The 19,991-nt window shown below is 69.1% G+C and carries 16 protein-coding genes; 5 read left to right on the top strand and 11 right to left on the bottom strand.

The features are described 5' to 3' along the window. Positions 1-18: 18 nt before the first annotated feature. Positions 19-1,236, top strand: coding sequence for an MFS transporter (locus ABE438_RS17985; protein WP_346504042.1), 1,218 nt, complete (start codon positions 19-21; stop codon positions 1,234-1,236). Further along, positions 1,233-2,408 (top strand): serine hydrolase domain-containing protein, encoded by a 1,176-nt coding sequence (locus tag ABE438_RS17980; protein WP_346504041.1) that lies wholly within the window; start codon positions 1,233-1,235, stop codon positions 2,406-2,408. Before ABE438_RS17985 ends, ABE438_RS17980 begins: the two co-directional genes overlap by 4 nt. A 139-nt stretch (positions 2,409-2,547) precedes the next feature. Here ABE438_RS17980 and ABE438_RS17975 read toward each other — a convergent pair whose 3' ends face one another. The 3 genes from ABE438_RS17975 to ABE438_RS17965 form a co-directional block, all read right to left on the bottom strand. Continuing rightward, positions 2,548-3,906 (bottom strand): four-carbon acid sugar kinase family protein, encoded by a 1,359-nt coding sequence (locus tag ABE438_RS17975; protein ID WP_346504040.1) that lies wholly within the window; start codon positions 3,904-3,906, stop codon positions 2,548-2,550. Further along, the gene (locus tag ABE438_RS17970) at positions 3,903-5,159 is read right to left on the bottom strand and encodes a ribulose-bisphosphate carboxylase large subunit family protein (protein ID WP_346504039.1); all 1,257 of its coding nucleotides are present in this window, start codon (positions 5,157-5,159) and stop codon (positions 3,903-3,905) included. Before ABE438_RS17970 ends, ABE438_RS17975 begins: the two co-directional genes overlap by 4 nt. Positions 5,160-5,251: 92 nt before the next feature. Further along, positions 5,252-6,154 carry a LysR substrate-binding domain-containing protein gene (locus ABE438_RS17965; protein ID WP_346504038.1) on the bottom strand — a complete coding sequence of 301 codons (903 nt, stop codon included), beginning with the start codon at positions 6,152-6,154 and terminating at the stop codon, positions 5,252-5,254. 281 nt (positions 6,155-6,435) lie between these two features. On the opposite strand from ABE438_RS17965, the gene ABE438_RS17960 reads away from it, so the two are divergent. Then, positions 6,436-7,263 (top strand): phosphogluconate dehydrogenase C-terminal domain-containing protein, encoded by an 828-nt coding sequence (locus ABE438_RS17960; protein WP_346504037.1) that lies wholly within the window; start codon positions 6,436-6,438, stop codon positions 7,261-7,263. A gap of 73 nt (positions 7,264-7,336) precedes the next feature. On the opposite strand, the gene ABE438_RS17955 is transcribed toward ABE438_RS17960, so the two are convergent. The 6 genes from ABE438_RS17955 to ABE438_RS17930 all read right to left on the bottom strand — a co-directional run bounded on the left by ABE438_RS17955 (position 7,337) and on the right by ABE438_RS17930 (position 15,274). Next, complete coding sequence (locus tag ABE438_RS17955) at positions 7,337-8,797, bottom strand: aldehyde dehydrogenase family protein (protein WP_346504036.1); 1,461 nt, start codon at positions 8,795-8,797, stop codon at positions 7,337-7,339. A 203-nt stretch (positions 8,798-9,000) separates the two neighbouring features. Next, positions 9,001-10,374, bottom strand: coding sequence for an FAD-binding oxidoreductase (locus tag ABE438_RS17950; RefSeq protein ID WP_346504035.1), 1,374 nt, complete (start codon positions 10,372-10,374; stop codon positions 9,001-9,003). Positions 10,375-10,550: 176 nt separating this feature from the next. Continuing rightward, positions 10,551-11,051, bottom strand: a complete 501-nt coding sequence (locus ABE438_RS17945) for a YqhA family protein (RefSeq protein WP_346504034.1) — start codon at positions 11,049-11,051, stop codon at positions 10,551-10,553. Between the two features lie 18 nt (positions 11,052-11,069). Continuing rightward, positions 11,070-12,500 (bottom strand): basic amino acid/polyamine antiporter, encoded by a 1,431-nt coding sequence (locus ABE438_RS17940; RefSeq protein WP_346504033.1) that lies wholly within the window; start codon positions 12,498-12,500, stop codon positions 11,070-11,072. Between the two features lie 84 nt (positions 12,501-12,584). Continuing rightward, the gene (locus ABE438_RS17935) at positions 12,585-13,820 is read right to left on the bottom strand and encodes an arginine deiminase (protein ID WP_346504032.1); all 1,236 of its coding nucleotides are present in this window, start codon (positions 13,818-13,820) and stop codon (positions 12,585-12,587) included. A 17-nt stretch (positions 13,821-13,837) separates the two neighbouring features. Continuing rightward, positions 13,838-15,274 carry a basic amino acid/polyamine antiporter gene (locus ABE438_RS17930; RefSeq protein WP_346504031.1) on the bottom strand — a complete coding sequence of 479 codons (1,437 nt, stop codon included), beginning with the start codon at positions 15,272-15,274 and terminating at the stop codon, positions 13,838-13,840. 850 nt (positions 15,275-16,124) lie between these two features. Between ABE438_RS17930 and ABE438_RS17925 the strand changes: the two genes are divergently transcribed. Both ABE438_RS17925 and ABE438_RS17920 read left to right on the top strand, forming a co-directional pair. Beyond that, positions 16,125-16,823, top strand: a complete 699-nt coding sequence (locus ABE438_RS17925; RefSeq protein WP_346504030.1) for a hypothetical protein — start codon at positions 16,125-16,127, stop codon at positions 16,821-16,823. A gap of 31 nt (positions 16,824-16,854) precedes the next feature. Further along, a complete protein-coding gene (locus tag ABE438_RS17920) occupies positions 16,855-18,309 on the top strand; it encodes a site-specific DNA-methyltransferase (RefSeq protein WP_346504029.1) in 1,455 nt (484 codons plus the stop codon). Positions 18,310-18,379: 70 nt separating this feature from the next. On the opposite strand, the gene ABE438_RS17915 is transcribed toward ABE438_RS17920, so the two are convergent. Continuing rightward, positions 18,380-18,610, bottom strand: coding sequence for a hypothetical protein (locus ABE438_RS17915; RefSeq protein WP_346504028.1), 231 nt, complete (start codon positions 18,608-18,610; stop codon positions 18,380-18,382). After that, positions 18,607-19,983 carry a glycoside hydrolase family 130 protein gene (locus ABE438_RS17910; RefSeq protein ID WP_346504027.1) on the bottom strand — a complete coding sequence of 459 codons (1,377 nt, stop codon included), beginning with the start codon at positions 19,981-19,983 and terminating at the stop codon, positions 18,607-18,609. The genes ABE438_RS17915 and ABE438_RS17910 overlap by 4 nt, the downstream gene beginning before the upstream one ends. Positions 19,984-19,991 lie beyond the last annotated feature (8 nt).

Genomic DNA, 19,991 nt, shown 5'->3' with positions numbered 1-19,991 from the left:
CCGCCGTAACCTCCGGCCATGACATCGACCGCATCCGACATCGTCGCTCCCGCCGCCGCCAATCGCCTGCCCTGGCCGGGGCTGCTCGCCCTCGCCATGGCCGGCTTCGTCACCATCCTCACCGAGGCACTGCCCGCCGGCCTGCTGCCGCAGATCGGCGCGAGCCTTCGCGTGTCGGAGGCGCTGGCGGGCCAATGGGTCAGCGTCTATGCGCTCGGCTCCCTGCTCGCGGCCGTGCCGCTGACCCATGCGACGGCGGCCTTCCGCCGCCGGCCGGTGCTGCTCGCGGCGATCGCGGGCTTCGCCGTCGCCAACAGCGTGACGGCGCTGTCTTCGGTTTACACCGTGACGCTCGCCGCCCGCTTTCTCGCCGGCGTCTCGGCCGGGCTGCTCTGGGCACTGATCGCCGGCTATGCCGCACGCATGGTGGCGGACCGGCTGAAGGGCCGCGCCATCGCCGTCGCCATGGTGGGAACGCCGCTGGCGCTCTCGCTCGGCATTCCGGCCGGTACCTTGCTCGGCGGCATCGTCGGTTGGCGCCTCTGCTTCGGATTGATGAGCTTGCTTTCGCTGCTGCTGATCCTCTGGGTCCTGGCGAGGTTGCCGGATTTTCCGGGGCAGCGACAGGCCGCGCGCCTCTCGCCCGCAGCCGTGCTCGCGCTGCCCGGCATCCGGCCCGTGCTGGTCGTGACGCTCGCCTTCGTGCTCGCCCACAATTTGCTCTACACCTATATCGCGCCGGTTCTCGCCGGCACGGGCACGGCCCTGCGCACCGATCTCGCCTTGCTCGTCTTTGGCGCGGCCGCGTTGCTCGGCATCGGCCTGGTCGGTATCGCCATCGACCGCCGGCTGCGCCTCCTCGCCCTCGGCGCGACCGCCCTCTTCATCGTCGCCTGCCTGTCGCTCGCCGCTGCCGGCGCCTCGGCCGCTCTCCTCGGGCTCGGCATGGCGATCTGGGGGCTCGGCTTCGGCGGCACAGCGACCCTGTTCCAGACGGCGCTCGCCCGCGCCGCCGGCCCTGCGACCGATACCGCGCAGTCCATGCTCGTCACCGCCTGGAACCTCGCCATCGCCGGAGGCGGGCTGTTCGGCGGCCTGCTGCTCGACGTGGCCGGCGCGCGCGCCCTGATCTGGGCGCCGCTGCCGCTGCTCATCCTCGCCTTGGCCGTGACGCTGCAGGCGAAGCGCCACGGTTTCCCGTCCCCTCAGTCCAGCGCGAAGGAAGGCCAGCCATGACCCGAAGCGACATCCCTGCGAGCAGTCTCGCCACCCGCCTCGACGCGGTCATCGCCGGCGCGCTCGCCGCCGAGCGCATCGTCGGCGCTGTCGTCACCGTGCTGCGCGACGGCCAGCCGCTCTACAGCCGCGCCGCCGGCTTCGCCGATCGCGAGGCGGGGCTGCCGATGCGGGCCGATGCGCTGTTCCGGCTGGCCTCGGTCTCGAAGCTCTTCGTCTCGGTCGCGGCGCTCGCCCTCGTCGATCGCGGCCGGCTGGCGCTCGATGCGCCGGTCAGCGACTGGCTGCCGGCGTTCCGCCCCCGCTTCGACGGCGAGACCGTCACGATCACCCTGCGCCATCTGCTGACGCACACGGCCGGCCTCGGCTACGGCTTCTTCGAGGCCGAGGATGACCCTCTGCACCGCGCTGGCGTCTCCGACGGTATGGACCGCTCCGGCATCACCCTGGCCGAGAACCTGCGGCGGCTCGCCGGCGTTCCGCTGCTCTTCGCCCCCGGCACGCGCTTCTCCTATTCGCTCGCGACGGACGTCGTCGGCGCGGTGATCGAGGCCGCGACCGGCATGACGCTGCCCGAGGCGGTGCACGATCTGGTCTCCCGGCCGCTGAAGCTCGCCGAGACCGGCTTCGCCGTCGCCGATGCCGGGCGGCTGGCCGTGCCCTATGCCGACGACACGCCGCGCCCGCGCCGCATGCGCGAGCCTGACCTCGTGCCCTTCCTGCCGGGCTTGGCCGGGCTGGCGATGGACCCGGCGCGTGCCTTCGACGCCGACGCCTTTCCCTCGGGCGGCGCCGGCATGATCGGCTCCGTGGCGGAGACGCTCGCGCTGCTCGACGCGTTGCGCAGGGGCGGGGAGGGGCTGCTGGCGCCGGACCTCGTTGCCGAGATGGCCCGCGACCAGATCCCAGCGCTGGCGATCGATGGATCGCCGGGGCTCGGCTTCGGCCTCGGCTTCTCCGTCCTGCGGGATCCTGTCGCCGCCGGCGTTCCCGAAACCGGGGGCACCTGGCGCTGGGGCGGCGCCTACGGCCATTCCTGGTGGGTCGATCCCGCCGAGCGCCTGACCGTGGTCGCCTTCACCAACACCGCGCTCGAAGGCATGTCCGCCGGCGGCCGCTTCCCCGCCGATCTCAGCCGCGCCGTCTATGCCGGGTTGAAGGACGCGGGATGATCCGCGCGATGGCGGCGGCGTCGCGATGCAGACCAGGCCAGCGCCACAGCGGCGCGCGCCATTTGCCCCAAAGCCCGCCAAGGGCTGCGTCAGCGCCGGTGACGGCCAGGGCCACGATCGCCCGCGGCTCGCCTCCGCCTCAGCCCTTGGCGGCCATGAAGAAATCGGGGGCGCCGACCTGCCCGCCCTTCAGCGCGAGCTCGAGCCCGTCGCGCTCGGGGCGCGGCGAGGAGGCGATGCAGAGCGGGCTGCCCGGCGCCAGCGGCGCCATCGCGCGCAGCGCGTCGATCCCGAGCACGGCGGCGGCCCGGCCCGAACTGTCGCCGCCGGAGATCACCGCGCGGCGCAGGCCCGTGCGCGCCAGCACCGCGTCGAGGATGGTGCCGAGCCCGGTGCCGATGCGCGCATTCACCGCCGCCTCGTCGCTGCTCGTGGCTGCGACCGCGGCGCGCAGGCCGGCGACCGCAGGATCGTCCGGGCCGGTCGCGGTCGCCACCACCACGTCGCGGCCGTTGGAGAGCGCCGCCAGCGCGGCTTGCGTCGCATCGTCCAGCGCCTCCTTCCAGCCGCGCGGCTCCACGGCGCGGGCGGCGTCGAGCCGGATCACCGCGAAGCCCGCCGCCTCGGCGCAGGCGATCTGCCCGGCGGTGATCGGCGAGACCGAGCCGGAGACGCAGATCAGCCGCGAGACCGGGGCGGGCCGGCGCGGAGGGGACGCCTGCGGCAGCAGCCCGGCCTCGCGCCAGCAGGCGACGAGCGCCGCCGCCAGCCCCTGCGAGCCGATGCCGAAGATAGGCTGCGGCCCGTGCTCCCAGATCAGCCGCCCGGCGGCGACCAGCGTCTCGCGGTCGATCACGTCGAGCGAGACGATCTCGGCGCCGGCCTCCAGTTCGTGCGCCAGCCGGGCCTGCGCCGCGCCGGCCTTCATCGCCGCCAGGTCAACCAGCCCGATGCGGCGCGCGGTCTGGCGGGCGAGATGCCGGGCGAGGTCGGCCTCGTCCATCGGCGTCACCGGATGGCGCGCCATCACCGGATGCCGGTCGAGCCGGTGCACCGCACCCTGCGCCTGCGCGAAGAGATGGCCGAAAGCCTGGTAGCGGCCCATGCCGGGATCGGCGACCAGCAGCGGATGCCAGCCGGCAAAGCGTTCGGCCGCGAGGTCGATCGCCGTGCCGATCGAGCCGATCGCCGGGGCGGAATCGAAGGTCGAGCAGACCTTGTAGAGCAGCACCGGCGCGCCCGTTTCGGCGAGGCCGGCGAAGATGGCGGGCAGCTCAGCCTCCATCCAGGCCGGCGTCTGCGCCCGTGCCGTCCCGGCGATGCCGATCACCCGGCACCCGGCGAAGGCGCGCAGGCGCTCCGGTGTCGGCGGCGCCAGGAAGAGCACGCTGTCCAGCCCGGCGAAGGCCGTCACCTCCATCACGGCCGAGGAGCCGGTGAAGTCGTCGCCGTAATAGGCGATCAGCGGGCCGGGCGGCAGCGGGCGTGGGTCGCTCATGCCGGGCGCTCCAGCGCGGCGGCCAGCGCCGGCCGGGTGCGGGCATAGGCCTCGAGCGCTTCGCCGGCCAGCGCCGCCTGCCAGGCCTCGCGCATCGCCGTCACGCCGGCCGCCGTGCCGCCGGGATGGGCCATGATGCCGCCGCCGGCCGTGACGATCAGGTCGGCCGAGCCGAGCGCCGCATAGGTCGCCGGCGCCTGGCGCGGCCCCTGCGCCGAGGAGAACACCGGCATCACCGTGCAGGGCTTGTCGGGGAAGAGCGGCTCCAGGCAGGCGCGGGCGGAATCCAGCGAGCTCTCGTCGCTCTCGGCGAATTTGTTGCCGATGCCGTTGACATGCATGTGGTCGACGCCGGCCAGTCGCCAGATCTTGTGCCAGGCGCGGTAGGACCAGCCGAGCAGCGGATGCCGGCTAAGATAGCCCCAGCCATTGCGATGGGCGTGCAGCGGCAGCGTGCCGAAGCGCGCCAGCTCGATGATCCCGGCGAGCCCGACCGAGTTCAGGCTCGCCATCATGCAGCTGGCGCCGTGCTTCAGCAGCGTGTCGTGGCGCCGGCGCATCTCCTCGATCTCGCCGGTCAGGTTGAAGGCGTACATCGGCATGCGGCCGCTGCGGTCGGCCGCGGCGTGGAGCACCGGCATCACCGCCGCGACCCGCGCCTCGAACGGGCAGAGCGGCCCGTCTGCCTGCAATTCGTCGTCCTTGATGAAGTCGATGCCGGCGCCGCAGAGCTCGGCGACCAGCGCCGCCGTCTCCTCCGGCGTCAGCCCGACGCTCGGCTTGACGATGGTGCCGATGATCGGCCGGCCGGTCACGCCGGCGAGGCGCCGTGTGCCGGCGATGCCGAAGCGCGGTCCGGCATAGGCCTCGGCGAAGGCCGGCGGCAACCTGATGTCGAGCAGGCGCAGCCCGGTCACCGGCTTCAGCTCGAACAGGTTGCCGGCGACGGTGGCGAGGAGGTTCGGCAGCGACGGGCCGACGGTCGCCAGGGGCCAGGACAGGGTGAGCTGCGCGCGCCGGAAGCGCGTGCCTGGCGGCAGCGCCAGCCCGGCAGAGGGCAGGGACGGGCCGGCGGTGGTCTCCTCGACGATCGCGAGCCGCGTCACCGTCGCGGCCGCGCGCGCCTTCACCGCTTCCGTCTCGCCGGGAATGGCGGTGAAGGTGCCGCTCGACTGCTCGCCCGCCATGATCGCGGCGACGCGCGCCGGATCCTCCGGCGTCTCCATCAGGTAGTCGGCCTCGATCCGCTGCATGCGCGCCAGCCCCGGCATCTGTCGTCGCCCGACTATAGGGCGCGGCGCCGACGCTGACTGGTGAGATTTCCGCAGCGTCGCGTCAGGGAAAATCACGCCGGCGCGGCGGCGGGCGGCGCTTCGGACTGGCGCAGCGCGTCACTCAGCCAGGCGACGAGGGCGCGGGTGTCGGCGCGGTGGCGCAGATGCGGCGCGATCCAGAGGACCATGCGGTTGGGGCCCGGCACGAAGCCGAAGGGCGCCACCAGCTTGCCCGAGGCGAGATGGTCCTGCACCAGCAGGCGCGGCACGATCGCGATGCCGAGATCGCAGATCGCCGCCTGGATCATCAGGTAGAAGTGCTCGTACAGCACCGCCTCGCGGCCTTGCTCCGGCGCCGGTGCCTGTGTCGCCAGCCATTGCGCCCAGGCGCCTGGGCGCGTCTTGGTCGCCAGCCGGTCGCAGCGCGCCAGATCGGCGAGGCCGGCGAGACCATGCGCGTCGCGATAGGCCGGCGAGCAGACCGGGCCGATCCATTCGTCGATCATCGGCCGGATCACCACCTCCTTCGGCGGTTCGATGCCGCTGTTGCGGATCGCCACGCCGATCGCGTCGCGGACGAAATCGACACGGTCATGCGCCATGTCGAAGCGCAGCTCGATCTCGGGATGGCGGCGGTGGAAGCCGGCGATGCGCGGGATCAGCCAGTTCATCATGATGGTGGCGGAGCAGGACAGGGTGAGCGGGCCGGGCCGTAATTGCTCGACGCCGGTCTCGATCATCGCGAAGGCCTGGCTCAGCGAGGCCGCCAGCCGCGTGCCCTGCGGCGTCGCCTGCACCGAGCGGCCGCTGCGTTCGAGCAGGGGCACGCCGAACATCGCCTCCAGCCCGCCGATATGGCGGCTGACCGCGCCATGGGTGACGTTGAGCTCCCGCGCCGCCGCCGAGAGGCTGGCGAGGCGCGCCGTCGCCTCGAACGCCCGCAGCGCGTTCAGTGACGGCCTCGGCTTGCCCACGCGCCCGCTCCCCCGATCTGTGATTTTTCCTCGCGGAATCTAGCTGCGCCGCCAGCCACCGGCAAGGCGGGCCGGGCGGCGCCCGGTGGCGTCCGGGTGCAGCTCGCGGTGGGCTGCCCGCGCCTGCGCCTCAGCTTTCCTCACAGATCGGCGACGAAATCTCGCTTTCCATCGCCGCCCGGAACGCGCTTACTCGCCGGAAGGGACGACAGACGCCTCGCGTCGCGGATAGCGCGGCGCAAAAGGGGTGCAGACAGGCGTAGCCGCCGGGAGGATGAGGCATGACTTCGATCGCGCTGTTCGGCGCCGGCGGCAAGATGGGCATGCGGCTCGCCGCCAATCTGCGCGGCTCGCGCTTCACCGTCGCCCATGTCGAGATCGGCGAGGCCGGCCGCGCGCGCCTCGCCAGCGAACTCGGGATCACGCCCGTCGCGCCCGAGGAGGCGCTGGCCGGCGCCGATGTCGTCATCCTCGCCGTGCCGGACGTGGCGATCGGCAAGGTCGCGGCCACGGTGGTGCCGGCGCTGCGGCCGGGCACGGTGGTCATGGTGCTCGACGCGGCGGCGCCCTTCGCCGGCCATCTGCCGGCGCGGGCCGACATCGCCTATGTCGTCGCCCATCCCTGCCATCCGCCGATCTTCAACGACGAGACCGAGCTTGCCGCCAAGCGCGACTATTTCGGCGGCGTCGGCGCCCGCCAGCACATCGTCTGCGCGCTGATGCAGGGGCCGGAGAGCGCCTATGCGCTCGGTGCCGAGGTGGCGGGCGTGATCTACGCGCCGGTGATGCGCAGCCATCGCGTCAGCGTCGAGCAGATGGCGCTGCTGGAGCCCGGCCTCTCCGAGACGGTGGTCGCCTCGCTGCTCGACGTGATGCGCGAGGCGATGGAGGAGGTGATCGCCCGCGGCGTGCCGCGCGAGGCGGCGCGCGACTTCCTGCTCGGCCATCTCAACATCCTGGCGGCGGTCACCTTCAAGGAGATCGACGGCGTCTTCTCCGATGCCTGCAACAAGGCGATCGAATTCGGCAAGCCGATGCTGATGCGCGACGACTGGAAGCGCGTCTTCGACGCCGACGAGATCGCCGCCAGCATCCGCCGCATCACCTGAGCGGCCGTCCCCGAACGACGAAGCCCGGGGCGGCGGCCCCGGGCTTCTGTTCGTGTACTGCGTGCCGCGGCGCTCAGCCGTGCGAGGCGGCGACCGTCTTGACGCGGGTGAAGCCGTAGAGCGCCTCGAAGCCCTTCTCGCGGCCATGGCCCGACTTGCCGACGCCGCCGAAGGGCAGCTCGATGCCGCCGCCGGCGCCGTAATTGTTGATGAAGACCTGGCCGACATGGAGCTTGCGCGCCAGCCGCATCTGGCGGCCGCCATCGCGGGTCCAGACGCCGGCGACGAGCCCGTAGGGCGTGCCGTTGGCGATCTTCAGCGCCTCGGCCTCGTCTTCGAACGGGATCAGCACCTGCACGGGGCCGAAGATTTCCTCCTGCGCCAGCTTGTGGTCGGGCGGCACGTCGGCGAACAGCACGGGGGCGACGAAATTGCCCTCGGCCGCCGCGTCGTCGCGGATCTTGCCCTCGGCGGCGATGGCGAGCTCCTTGCGGCCGATCTCGATATAGGAGCTGACGATCTGCTTCTGCTTGCGCGAGACCAGCGGGCCGAGCGCGTGGCTGCCGATCGCCGGCCCGGCCTCGAGCCCGCGATAGATCTCGGCCATGCGGCGCTTGACCTCCTCGTAGACGCCGCGCTGCACCAGCACGCGCGAGGCGGCCGAGCAGGTCTGGCCGGCGTTCTGCATGCAGGCGCCGACCAGGGTCGGCATCGCCTTGTCGAGATCGCAGTCGTCGAAGACGATATGGGGCGACTTGCCGCCGAGCTCCAGCGTCACCGGCACGACATTGCGCGACGCGGCCGCCTGGATGCGCTCGCCGGTGCCGACCGAGCCGGTGAAGGAAACGTGGTCGACGCCGGCATGGCCGGACAGGGCCGAGCCGACATCATGGCCGAAGCCGGTGACGACGTTGAGCGCGCCGGCCGGCAGGCCGGCCTCCTCGGCGATCGCCGCGAAGGCGAGCGAGGAGAGCGAGGCGTCCTCGGCAGGCTTCAGCACGCAGGCATTGCCGGCGGCGAGCGCAGCGCCGACGGCGCGGCCGAGGATCTGCATCGGGTAGTTCCACGGGATGATCACGCCGCAGACGCCATGGGGCTCGCGCAGCGTGTAGACCGTGAAGCCGTCCTGATAGGGGATGGTGGTGCCCATCAGCTTGTCGGCGGCGCCGCCGTAGAATTCGAGATAGCGCGCCAGCGCGATCGAATCGTTGCGCGACTGGTGCAGCGGCTTGCCGACGTCGAGCGCCTCGATCATGGCGAGCTTCTCTGCGCGCTCCAGCACCAGCGTCGCCATCTTGCTCATGATGCGGCCGCGTTCGGTGGCGCTCATCCGGCCCCAGGCGCCGTCCATCGCCGCCTGCGCGGCCGCCACCGCCGCATCGACGTCCTCGGCCGTGCCGCGCCCGATGGCGCCGATCACCGTGCCGGTGGAGGGGTTCTCGACGTCGATCGTGCCGCCGCCGCTCGGCTGGCGCCAGGCGCCGTCGACGAAGATGCGGGTCGGATCGAACCAGAGGGCGTCTTGCAGCGTCATAAGCGTCTCTCCCGCGGGCATGCCCCCGCTCATTGCAGCATGGTTGGCCGCCGGGCGCCGCGCCCGGAACCCGGCTGTGCCCGCCCGCCATCGCCGGCGGGTTCGGGCCGTGCCGTCCGGATATGCCCCCGGACGGGCGCCGCCGCCAGTGCGCTCGCGCCGGGCGGCCCCGGCGCGATCATGCGGTCGGCGTGACGGCCTCGTCAGCCGGCGGTCATCACCTTGCCGGGATTGAGGATCGCCTTGGGGTCGAGGCAGAGGCGGATGCGGCGGGCGAGTTCAAGCTCGGTGCCGGCGCGGTAATGTGCCAGCTCGGCCACGCGATAGCCGCCGATGCCGTGCTCCGCCGAGATCGAGCCGCCATGAGCGACGACCACGTCGTGCACCGTGCGGTTGAGCCGGGCCGCGTCGGTGTCGGGCGTGACGATGACGTTGAAATGGATGTTGCCATCGCCGGCATGGCCGAACGGGTTGAGCCGCGCGCCGGGGAAGGCGGCGGTCACCGCGGCCTCGGCCTCGGCCAGGAAGGCCGGCAGCGCCGGGATCGGCACCGAGACGTCGTGCTTGACGCCGCGTCCTTCCTTCAGCTCGGCCTCGCTGACGCGCTCGCGCAGCGCCCAGAGCTGTGCCGCCTGTGCCTGGGATTCGGCGATGACGCCGTCGAGCGCGATCTCCTCCTCCAGCGCCTGGGCGAGCGCGCCCTCGACCGCGTCGCGCAGGCCTTCCAGGCTGGCGGAGGCCTCGAGCAGCACGAACCAGCCGCCGCCGGCGACCGGGGCCTTGAGGCCGAAATGCTTCTCGACGATGGCGAAGGAGAAGCCCGAGATCAGCTCGAAGGCGTTGATCGTGTCGCCGAGCTCCTCCTGCATCAGCTTGAGCAGGCGCAGCGCCGCCGCCGGATCGGCGACCGCGAGCAGGCTGGTGACGACATGCTTCGGCCGGGGCAGCAGGCGCAGCACCGCGGCGGTGACGATGCCGAGCGTGCCCTCGCTGCCGATGAAGAGCTGCTTCCAGTCATAGCCGGCATTGTCCTTGCGCAGGCGGCGCAGGCCGTCGACGACCGTGCCGTCGGCGAGCACGACCTCGAGCCCGAGCACCAGCTGACGCGCCATGCCGTAGCGCAGCACGTTGAGCCCGCCGGCATTGGTGGCGACCACGCCGCCGATCTGGGCCGAGCCCTCGGCGGCGAGGCTGATCGGCAGCAGCCGGCCGGCCTCGGCGGCGGCGTCCTGCGCGCTCTTCAGGATCACGCCGGCCTCCGCCTCCAGCGTCATGCCGAGCGGGTCGACCGCGCGGATCGCGTTCATGCGCGACAGCGAGAGCACGACCTGCCGGCCGCTGCCGTCCGGCACCGCGCCGGCGGCCATGCCGGTGTTGCCGCCCTGTGGCACCACGGCGATGCCGCGCTCATGGCAGATCTTCAGCAGGGCGGAGACTTCGGCCGTGTTGCGCGGGCGCAGCACGCAGGCCGGCGCACCGGTCACGGTGTGACGCCAGTCGGTGGCGTAGCCCGCCATGTCCTCGGCCTCGGTCAGCACGCCCGCCGGGCCGACCACCGCACGAAATTCCTCGATCATTCCGATTCGTCCTTGCCGTCTGCGCTGCGGCGCCCGCCGCGCCAGGAGGGGCGGCCCGTCGGGGGCGATGCCCGTCCGAAGCCGCAGCGGCGGATCGATAGCGCGGCGAGCGCGTCCTGGCGAGACCCGGATGGCGAGACCCGGCGCCGCGTCGCGCCGCGCGATCGCCCCGCGGCTCAGTCGTCCTGCCGGTGGTCGGCGGCCTTGGGCAGCGACTTGAACTTCACGATGAACAGCACGAGCGCCAGGATCATCGCGCTGATCGACAGGCCGAGCGAGAGGATGTCGCGGCCGCCGTCCCAGGAGAACACCTCCTTGAGGAAGAGCACCGCCAGCACGGCGACGATGATGCTGATCAGGTTGCGCTTGAGGTCGTCGAGATCGTCGAACTGCAGCCAGCGCGGCAGCGGCGCGTCATAGTCGATGAACAGCGAGTAGAGCCCGATGCTGATGATGTAGGCGCCGATCGCGATCAGGTAGACGTCGATGCATTCGATGATCGCGATGGCGATGCTCTTCACCGAGGCGACCGAGAACTCGGCGATGCTGTTGATGGTGAAGACCGTGCGCACCACCGAGACGCTCTGGTAGACGATCAGGAACAGCGCGAACAGGAAGGTGAACGCGAAGGGGATCGCGATGATGTAGCGGCTCGCCGAGACCATGCGTCGGATCATCAGGGGGCTCCGGGCCTGTCAGAGGGTGATGCGGCCGGACCAGAGGCCGTGGAGCGCCGCCGCCGCCGCCAGGCAGATCAGCGCGAACAGCACCGCCTCCGCCCGCGTGAACATGCGCGTGCCGCGCTCGCGTTGCGACAGGATGAACAGCGCCGTGCCCGGCGCATAGAGCACGGCCGAGAGCAGCAGGAAGCTCAGCCCGCCGGCATAGACCAGCCCGGCCGTGTAGAGCGTGGCGAGCCCGGCGACCACGATGTCGCGCCGCCGCCGGCGCTCGCCCGGCCGCGCGCGCTCGCCGCCGAGCGCCAGCTTCAGCCCGTAGGCGGCGACCAGCAGATAGGGCAGCAGGATCATCGAGGAGGTCAGCTTCAGCGCCAGCAGGAAGGCTTCCTCGGCGAACAGCGTCAGGATCAGGAAGAGCTGCACCAGCCCGTTCGAGAGCCAGAGCGCCGCGGCGGGCACGCCGTTGCGGTTCTCGCCGGCCAGGAAGCGCGGCATCGAGCCCGCCTTCGCCGCGCTGAACAGCACCTCGGCGGAGAGCAGCGACCAGGAGAGATAGGCCCCAAGCACCGAGATCAACAGGCCTAAGCTGACGAAGACCGCGCCCCAGCGCCCGACCACGGCCTGCAGCACGCCGGCCATGGACGGGTTGCGCAGCCCGGCGAGCTCGGCCCGCGGCAGCACGCCATAGGAGAGCAGCGTCACCGAAACCAGCAGGCACAGCACCGCCAGGAAGCCGAAGAGCGTGGCGATGCCGACATCGGCGCGCCGGCGCGCATAGCGCGAATAGACGCTGGCGCCCTCGATGCCGACGAAGACGAACACCGTGACCAGCATGGTGCCGCGCACCTGCGCCGCCAGCCCCTGGCCCTCCAGCCCCGGCCCGCCGCGGAAGCTCGCAGCGAAGATTTCCGGGTCGAAGGCCAGCGCCACCAGCGCGATGAAGATCAGGATCGGGATGATCTTGGCGACGGTGACGACGGTGTTCATCGCCGCCGCCTGCCGGACGCCGCGCAGGATCAGCATGTGCACGATCCAGACGCCGACCGAGGAGACCGCCACCGCCGCCACCGTGTTGCCGTCGCCGAAGACCGGGAACAGCGCCCCCAGCGTCGACTTGACCAGCACCCAGTAGGAGACGTTGCCGAGGCAGCACACCGTCCAGTAGCCGAGCGCCGAGAGGAAGCCGGGATAGGCGCCGAAGCCGGCGCGCGCATAGGCGTAGACGCCGGCGTCGAGCTCCGGCTTGCGGCGCGACAGGGTCTGGAAGACGAAGGCGAGCATCAGCATGCCGCCGCCGGCGATCGCCCAGGCGATCAGGGCGCCGAGCCCGCCGGTGACGCGGCCGAAGGTCTGCGGCAGCGAGAAGATGCCGGCGCCGACCATCGAGCCGACCACCATGGCGGTCAGCGTCGGCAGGGCGAAGCTCTGGTCGGGGCGCTGGGTCATGCGGTCACCGGGAGGCGGGGCGCGCGGGCGAGACGGCGGCGGGCCGGGCCCGCCGCTGTCTCACGCTCCCGCCGCCGGGCAGGCTCAGAAATCCACCGGGTCGCGGATGATCGGGCAGGTCATGCAATGCCCGCCGCCGCGCCCGCGGCCGAGCTCCGAGCCGTCGATGGTGATCACCTCGATCCCGGCCTTGCGCAGCAGCGTGTTGGCATAGGTGTTGCGGTCATAGGCGAAGACCACGCCCGGCGCGGCGCAGACCAGGTTGGCGCCGGAATCCCACTGCGTGCGCTCGCGCATGTAGTCGTTGCCGCCGGTCTCGACGACGCGCAGCGCCTTGAGGCCGAGCGCCTCGCGCACCGTCTCGATCAGGCCGCCATCCTTGCGCAGTTCGAGCCCGCCCTTGCCGTCCGGCCGGTAGGAGAAGCACTGGATGCGGTCGACGATGTCGGGATAGATCAGCACGCAGTCGCGGTCGGCGAAGGTGAAGACCGTGTCGAGATGCATCGCGGCGCGCAGCTTCGGCATGGCGGCGATGATGACGCGCTCGGCGGCGCCGCGGGCGAAGAGCTCGACGGCGAGCTGGCTGATCGCCTGGCGCGAGGTGCGCTCGCTCATGCCGATCAGCACGTTGCCCTTGCCGATCGGCATCACGTCGCCGCCTTCCAGCGTCGCCAGCCCCCAATCCTGCGTCGGGTCGCCCCACCAGACGTTCACCTTGCCGGCGAAGTCGGGATGGAAGCGGTAGATCGCGGTGGTGAGGATGGTCTCCTCGTGCCGCGCCGGCCAGTAGAGCGGGTTCAGCGTGACACCGCCATAGATCCAGCAGGTGGTGTCGCGGGTGTAGAGCGTGTTGGGCAGCGGCGGCAGCAGGTATTCGTTGACGCCGGCCGCGTCGCGGATCAGCGCCAGCGTCTCGCCGCCGATCGTCTCCGGGAACTCGTGGGTGGAGAGCCCGCCTATCAGCGTCTCGGCGAGATGGCGATGCGACAGGCCCTCGAGATAGGAGCGGACCTCGTCGACGAAGCCGGTGCCGATCTGGTTCGGCACCACCTGGTTGTCGAGGATCCAGGCCTTCGCCTCGGGGATGGCGACGGTCTCGGCCAGCAGGTTGTGCATCTCGACCACCTCGATGCCGCGATCGCGCATCTTGGTCATGAAGTCGAAATGGTCGCGCTTGGCGACGTCGACCCAGAGCACGTCGTCGAACAGCAGGGAATCGCAGTTGCTCGGCGTCAGGCGCTGATGCGCCCGCCCGGGCGAGCAGACCATGACCTTGCGCAGCTGGCCGACCTCGGAATGGACCCCAAACTGATATGTCATCGTGAAAACTCCGCGGTTCAGGGTTTGATCAGGCCGGTGAGCAGCGCGTAGGTGCCGATCAGCCCCCCCGCCAGCGTCACCAGGAAGACGACGAGCTCCACCGGCGTGAACAGCTGCGCCCGCTGCTCGCGCCGCGCCCAGACGTAGAGGACCGTGCCGGGCACGAAGAGCACGGCGACCAGCAGCACGTATTTCAGGCCGGCCGCGACGAACATGAACAGGGTGTAGACCACGGCGAGCCAGGCGAAGAGCTGGTCGCGCCCGCGGCTGTCGGGACGGCCGGGCTCGTAGCCCTCGCCGCGCCTGGCCACCAGCACGCCGTAGCCGGCGACCAGCAGATAGGGCAGCAGCGCGGTGACGCTGGTCATGTCGAGCATGAAGTTGAAGGCGTCGCGGGACCAGAAGGTCGAGATCACGAACAGCGAGACCACGATATTGGTCAGCCAGAGCGCATTGGCCGGCACGCGGTTGCGGTTCTGCGCCGCGAAGAGCCTGGGCATGTCGCTCGACTTCGCCGCCGCGAACAGCACCTCGGCGCAGATCAGCGACCAGGCGAGATAGGCGCCGAGCACCGAGACCAGCACGCCGATCGAGATCAGCACCGCGCCCCAATGGCCGACGACCAGTTCCAGCGCCCCGGCGAGCGAGGGATTCTGCACCCCGGCGATCGCGGCGCGCGGCGCGGTGGCGTAGGGCAGCAGGGTGACGGCGACCATCAGCCCGGTGACGCCGACGAAGCCGAGAATGGTGGCGGTGCCGACGTCGCGCCGCGTCTTGGCGAAGCGCGAATAGACGCTGGCGCCCTCGATGCCGAGGAAGACGAACACCGTGATCAGCATGGTGTCGCGCACCTGGGCGAGCAGGGTCTTTTCCGGCATGCCGACGCCGCCGAAGAAGTTCTCGGAGAACTGGCTGAAGTTGAAGGCGATCGCCATGGCGATGACCGCCACCAGCAGCGGCACGACCTTGGCGATGGTGACGATGGTGTTGACCACCGCCGCCTGCTCGACGCCGCGCAGGATCATGAAGTGGAAGGCCCAGATGCCGACCAGCGAGACGATGATCGCCACCGCGCTCGAGCCGTCGCCGAACAGGTCCGGGAAGAAGCGCCCCAGCGTCGAGCCGATCAGCACCCAGTAGAAGACGTTGCCGAGGCAACTGCCCAGCCAGTAGCCGAAGGCCGAGAGGAAGCCCATATAGTCGCCGAAGCCGGCCTTGGCATAGGCGAACACGCCGGAATCGATGTCGGGACGGCGCTGCGCCAGCGACTGGAACACGCGCGCCAGCATGTACATGCCGGTGCCGGCGACCAGCCAGGCGATGATCGCGCCGAAGGGCCCCGTCGCCGTGGCGAAGCGCCCCGGCAGGTTGAAGATGCCGGCGCCGACCATGGAGCCGACGACCATGGCCGTCAGGGCCGGTAGAGACAGCTTTCCTGTCGCCTTGTCCGTCATCGTGGCGCCCCCCGGTTGGACGATTCTGCGTACTCGCCCGCGGGACCATCGATCCCGGCGCCCGCGCCGACAACCCCCGCGCCCTGATAAATTTGGGGTGTATCTCCGTTTCGCGCATGGCTTTTGCGGATATGGTTGTGAGAGAATGTCTTTCTCGGAGACATACTGTCGCGATATGATCGCGCGAATGCGACGCGATCTATGAGCTTTCCCGGCTGCCGGAAATAAAAAGCCTTGCTCGTCGCTGACCTTGCGTCGCAGCGCGATTTGTTTCCTGCGATCGGTGAGGGTGCGCGTCCGCCTGGGGAAAACGATCCATCAACGCTGATCCGCAGCGCACAGACGTGCGGAGATCGCAGGGACCATGAAGCCCGGCGATCGCATGTGGCGAACGGCACCCGGCCATGACGGCATCCCGGGTCGAGCACAGAGCGGGGCACGGTCCACGGATCGTCCACGCCATCGCGGCCTGCGAAAGCCGCGCTACCAGGCGCCTTCAGCACCGGAGGCGCTTATGGCGAGGTCGTCCATCTGACTGGAAAACGCTGGTGCTGCTGGCAGTCCGTCGAGCACCCGTCTCTGCAGTGAGTTTCCCTGCTAACACGGAAAGAAACAGAGAAACCGCGGAAAATCGGCGTTTTCTCAGCCGCGAAGCCGCGACACTTCCTTGGACAATTCAGTGAGTTAGCCAGAGTTCTCCCTAGAGCGGGAACAGGGAAACTTCGACTGTTGATCAGCGGCCGTCAGCCGGAGTTGTCGCCCGGAGCAAGGCGTTGCGCGCCCTGAAATAAAAGTCCAACTTGACACCGCAATTCCGCTGCTGCAGATTGCGGTGCGTACTGAGGTTTCAATGTTCAAGCGCAACCAAGTCAACGAGGTCCTAATTAAGGCCATTCGGTCGAGCTACTCGGGCTTGCCGGACGATATCATAATGACTCGGATCAAGCGTCTGCTCGACCTCGATCGAAAGAGTAAGCCGCCATCGGGTAGCGTCACACCTTCTGTATTCGCGTTTCATGACAGCGATGCGGTCGGCTCTGGGCGCGATGTCACCTTCTCGGCGTATTCTGTGCTCGCCTTGTTTATCGCTCTGCGCTTGATGAGTTGCGGCTTGCCGCAGGGCAAAGCGCTCTCTTCACTTCGCAGGTTTCGCGAGGCGCTTGAGCGAGAGCACCGAAGAATGAGCGAAGTGGATATCGCCTCGCTGCTCGATATCGAGGGGACGGTTGTCGCTGCCGCGAACGCGGTTGGACGGGAGAAGCTCCTCGCGAAGGGCAATGTGGTCGAGGGCCTCGAGAACATGGTGTTCTTTTGTATCCATGCGGACCTCGAAGCTGTCGGGGACGTGACGCGCACGATCGCGGGCAAGGATGGGCCCCGACCCGACAATATCTGCCGAGGAAAAAAGGAGCTCGAAAGGCGACTGAAGCTGGATGGCTATTCGAATAGTCCCACGCTCGTCGTCGAGCTCATGAACCCGTTCATCCAGCTCAATCACCTGTTGTCGAACACGCAGCCGGCGCGCCGCGGGCGCAGACGCGGCACCTGAATCCACGACGACCAGCGCGGAGTTTGCAAAATTGAAACCCAATCCTAGCATTCAAATTTCACGACAGATCGAACTTCGCCCGATTGCGTCGCTTCGTCCGTCCGCGCGGAACGCGCGCACTCATTCCAAAGCTCAGGTCGCCCAGATCGCGCGGAGCATCGAGCAGTTCGGCTTCACCAATCCTGTGCTGATCGATGAGAAGGGCGGAGTGCTCGCGGGCCATGGTCGTCTGTGTGCGGCTGCGGAACTGCGGCTCGACGAAATCCCGACCCTCTGCATTGCCGGGCTCAGTGCGGCTCAGCGGCGGGCGCTGATGCTGGCCGACAACAAAATCGCTGAGAATGCTGGCTGGGACCGGGACTTGCTCGCAGTCGAACTTGGCGAACTCACTAGCCTACTCGATGCAGAGGGATTGGATATCACGCTGACAGGCTTCGATGCGGCTGAGATCGATGCTCTGGCGGCCGATCTCGATGATGAGGCTGAACCCGACGATCAGGTTCCAGCAGCAGGCGACCCGGCTGTCGAGAAGGGCGATCTCTGGCTGCTCGGTCGTCATAGGCTGATCTGCGCCGACGCTCGTGATGAGGCCGCTGTCGCCCGATTGATGGAAGGGGGACAGGCGCAGATGGTCTTTATTGATCCGCCCTACAACGTGCCCTTCCTCGGCCATGTCCAGGGCCGCGGTGCGATCAAACACCCAGAGTTCGCCTTCGCCTCGGGGGAGATGAGCGCCGAGGCCTTCACGACCTTTCTGACCGAGAGCCTTGCCGTCTGCGAGCGCAATGCGGTCGACGGCTCGATCCATTTCGTCTGCATGGACTGGCGCCATGTCGGCGAGCTGATGGCAGCGGGAACCGCCGTGTTCTCGGAGCTGAAGAATCTCTGCGTGTGGGTGAAGTCCAACGCGGGGCAGGGGAGTTTCTACCGCTCGCAGCACGAGCTCGTTTTCGTGTTCAAGAAGGGCGGGGGGGCGCACGTCAACAATTTCGGGCTGGGCCAGAGCGGGCGTAGCCGCAGCAATGTCTGGCACTATGCCGGCATCAACAGCTTCCGGGCTGGGCGGCTCGACGAGCTGAAGATGCACCCGACCGTGAAGCCGGTCGCGCTCGTCGCTGACGCAATTCGCGATTGCTCACGCCGCGGCGACATCGTGCTCGACGCCTTCATTGGCTCGGGCACGACGATGATGGCAGCCGAGCGCCTCGGGCGACGGGCCTTCGGCGTCGAAATCGATCCTGTTTATGTCGACGTTGCCATCCGCCGCTGGCTGAGCGTCACCAAGGCTGACGCAATCCTCGCTGAGACCGGTGAGACCTATGCCGAGGTAGCACGGCGTCGGCAGGCCGTCCGCGAAAGTCAGCCGGGCCGTCTTCGCGTCGCGTTCGTGGTTGAGGCTTTCTGTCTCCGACAGAAGGCGATTCCGCGACAGCGATTGGGTCTGCGTCTTCAGGAACGCAGCCTCCGCCTGGGTCCGGGATTTTGAATGCTCGGTCATTCTGCTTTCCTCCTGATGGGCGGCGACAGCCTCCTGGTCGATGCCGGGCCGCTCCTGATCATTCCCGAGAGCCGGATACCGGCGATTTGGCCTTTGTTTTTGAAACAATGATCTGGTTGTGACCGATCGCCCTTTCGCGGCCATCGATGCCTCGAACCCGGTAATGACGCTCGCCGCTCTCCCGCGCCGGCATCACGCGAATAATCTCGTAATCCCCCTCTCCAGAGCGATCGGCGAAGCCGAACGACAGGCGCACGGTATCGCCGACCTGGATGGGACGTTCGGTCATGGCTTTTCGCTTTCGAGAGCGGGCTGTCCGGCGGAAAGCCGCTTGTCTTTGTCGGGTGCATTTGTGATTGCGCAGCCCGGCTCCATCGCTTCCAGCAGTGCTGCGACCTTCACCGTGGCGAAATGGCAGAAGGTGTCCGAAACCGCATAGGGCAGGACGATCATGTCGCCGTGGCGCACCGCGCCGCAGGTGTAGACGACATTCGGCACGTAGCCTTCCCGTTCCGAGGCATCGGGCTGGACGAAAGGGTGGCGCAGGCGTCCCAGCACTTTCGAAGGGTCCGCCTTGTCGAGTAGGACCGCACCGATCGTGTATTTTCGCACCGCCCCGACGCCGTGGATCAGGAGCAGCCAGCCCTCGTCGAGCTCGATCGGCGAGCCGCAGGTGCCGAGCTGCACGAACTCCCACGGGTACTGGGGCTTCAGGATCGCGACGCCGCCGTTCCAGGTCAGGAGATCATCCGAATAGATCAGGTAGAGGTTCTCATTGTCCTGCCGGGAGATCATCGCGTAGCGACCGCCCAGCTTGCGCGGGAACAACGCCATGCCTTTGTTCACGGCGGCGGAGCCTCGCAGCGGAGACAGCCGGAACGACAGGAAGTCGCGGGTCTCGATCAGCTCCGAGCGGATCGACCGGCCGTCATAGGCCGTATAGGTAGCGCGATAGACGGTGCCGTCATCCTCCTCGAACGCGACGAAGCGCGCGTCCTCGATGCCGTTCGACTGCGACGCGGTCACGGGAAAGATCACCCGCTCGCTGATGTCGCTATCAGCAGCGAAAACAACCTCGACATCCTCGCCGTCGAGCCGGGCCATCCGATTATGCAGGGTGGCGATCGTCGCCAGACGCGAGGTCGGATCGATGCTGATCTCGCCACCGGCCCCGATAGTCCCGGAGCGAAACGTCAGAGACGAGATATGCCCCTCTCCGACGGCGCGAACGCTCAAGATGAAGCGCAACCCGCCCGCAGGAGCATCGGACTGGTCAGGATGCAACACGATGCTGGGATTGAAGAGCGCCGCTGCCTCGAACGAATACTCGTGCAGGAAATAGGCCCCGACCAGCTGGCGTTGGACCTTGGTAAAGGCGCCGTGAGCGGCGAAGGCATCCTCCATCTCATCGGCGCGCGTCTCGAACCTCGCCAGCAGGTTGCGGTGCCGGCCGTTGAAATTTTCCAGAACCTCGGCAAGCAGGTTCGTCGCCTCCTCCGGGGCGAGCGACAGAACCCGCTCGACGATGTGGTTCGCCTTCGCCTTCTCGGCAGGATTGAAATCCCGTGGCTCGCCCGCGGGGCCGAACCGACGCACGACGATCCGGGAGGGGTCGGGATGCAGGTACAGGGTCTGCCGGTTCAGGAAACTGGGCTGGGACAAGACGTCCG

Origin of the sequence: Allobosea sp. TWI1241 (assembly GCF_039673065.1) — a bacterium.
In the GTDB taxonomy this organism is placed as follows: Bacteria; Pseudomonadota; Alphaproteobacteria; order Rhizobiales; family Beijerinckiaceae; genus Allobosea.
Note: the sequence above shows the minus strand (reverse complement) of the source record. Positions and strands in the feature narration are given on the sequence as shown.

Coding starts and splice junctions, on each gene's coding strand:
- ABE438_RS17960 (WP_346504037.1), top strand. CDS start 6,436: ATGACTTCGATCGCGCTGTTCGGCGCCGGCGGCAAGATGGGCATGCGG.
- ABE438_RS17935 (WP_346504032.1), bottom strand. CDS start 13,820: ATGACATATCAGTTTGGGGTCCATTCCGAGGTCGGCCAGCTGCGCAAG.
- ABE438_RS17930 (WP_346504031.1), bottom strand. CDS start 15,274: ATGACGGACAAGGCGACAGGAAAGCTGTCTCTACCGGCCCTGACGGCC.
- ABE438_RS17925 (WP_346504030.1), top strand. CDS start 16,125: ATGTTCAAGCGCAACCAAGTCAACGAGGTCCTAATTAAGGCCATTCGG.
- ABE438_RS17950 (WP_346504035.1), bottom strand. CDS start 10,374: ATGATCGAGGAATTTCGTGCGGTGGTCGGCCCGGCGGGCGTGCTGACC.
- ABE438_RS17945 (WP_346504034.1), bottom strand. CDS start 11,051: ATGATCCGACGCATGGTCTCGGCGAGCCGCTACATCATCGCGATCCCC.
- ABE438_RS17985 (WP_346504042.1), top strand. CDS start 19: ATGACATCGACCGCATCCGACATCGTCGCTCCCGCCGCCGCCAATCGC.
- ABE438_RS17970 (WP_346504039.1), bottom strand. CDS start 5,159: ATGCAGCGGATCGAGGCCGACTACCTGATGGAGACGCCGGAGGATCCG.
- ABE438_RS17980 (WP_346504041.1), top strand. CDS start 1,233: ATGACCCGAAGCGACATCCCTGCGAGCAGTCTCGCCACCCGCCTCGAC.
- ABE438_RS17955 (WP_346504036.1), bottom strand. CDS start 8,797: ATGACGCTGCAAGACGCCCTCTGGTTCGATCCGACCCGCATCTTCGTC.
- ABE438_RS17975 (WP_346504040.1), bottom strand. CDS start 3,906: ATGAGCGACCCACGCCCGCTGCCGCCCGGCCCGCTGATCGCCTATTAC.
- ABE438_RS17940 (WP_346504033.1), bottom strand. CDS start 12,500: ATGACCCAGCGCCCCGACCAGAGCTTCGCCCTGCCGACGCTGACCGCC.
- ABE438_RS17915 (WP_346504028.1), bottom strand. CDS start 18,610: ATGACCGAACGTCCCATCCAGGTCGGCGATACCGTGCGCCTGTCGTTC.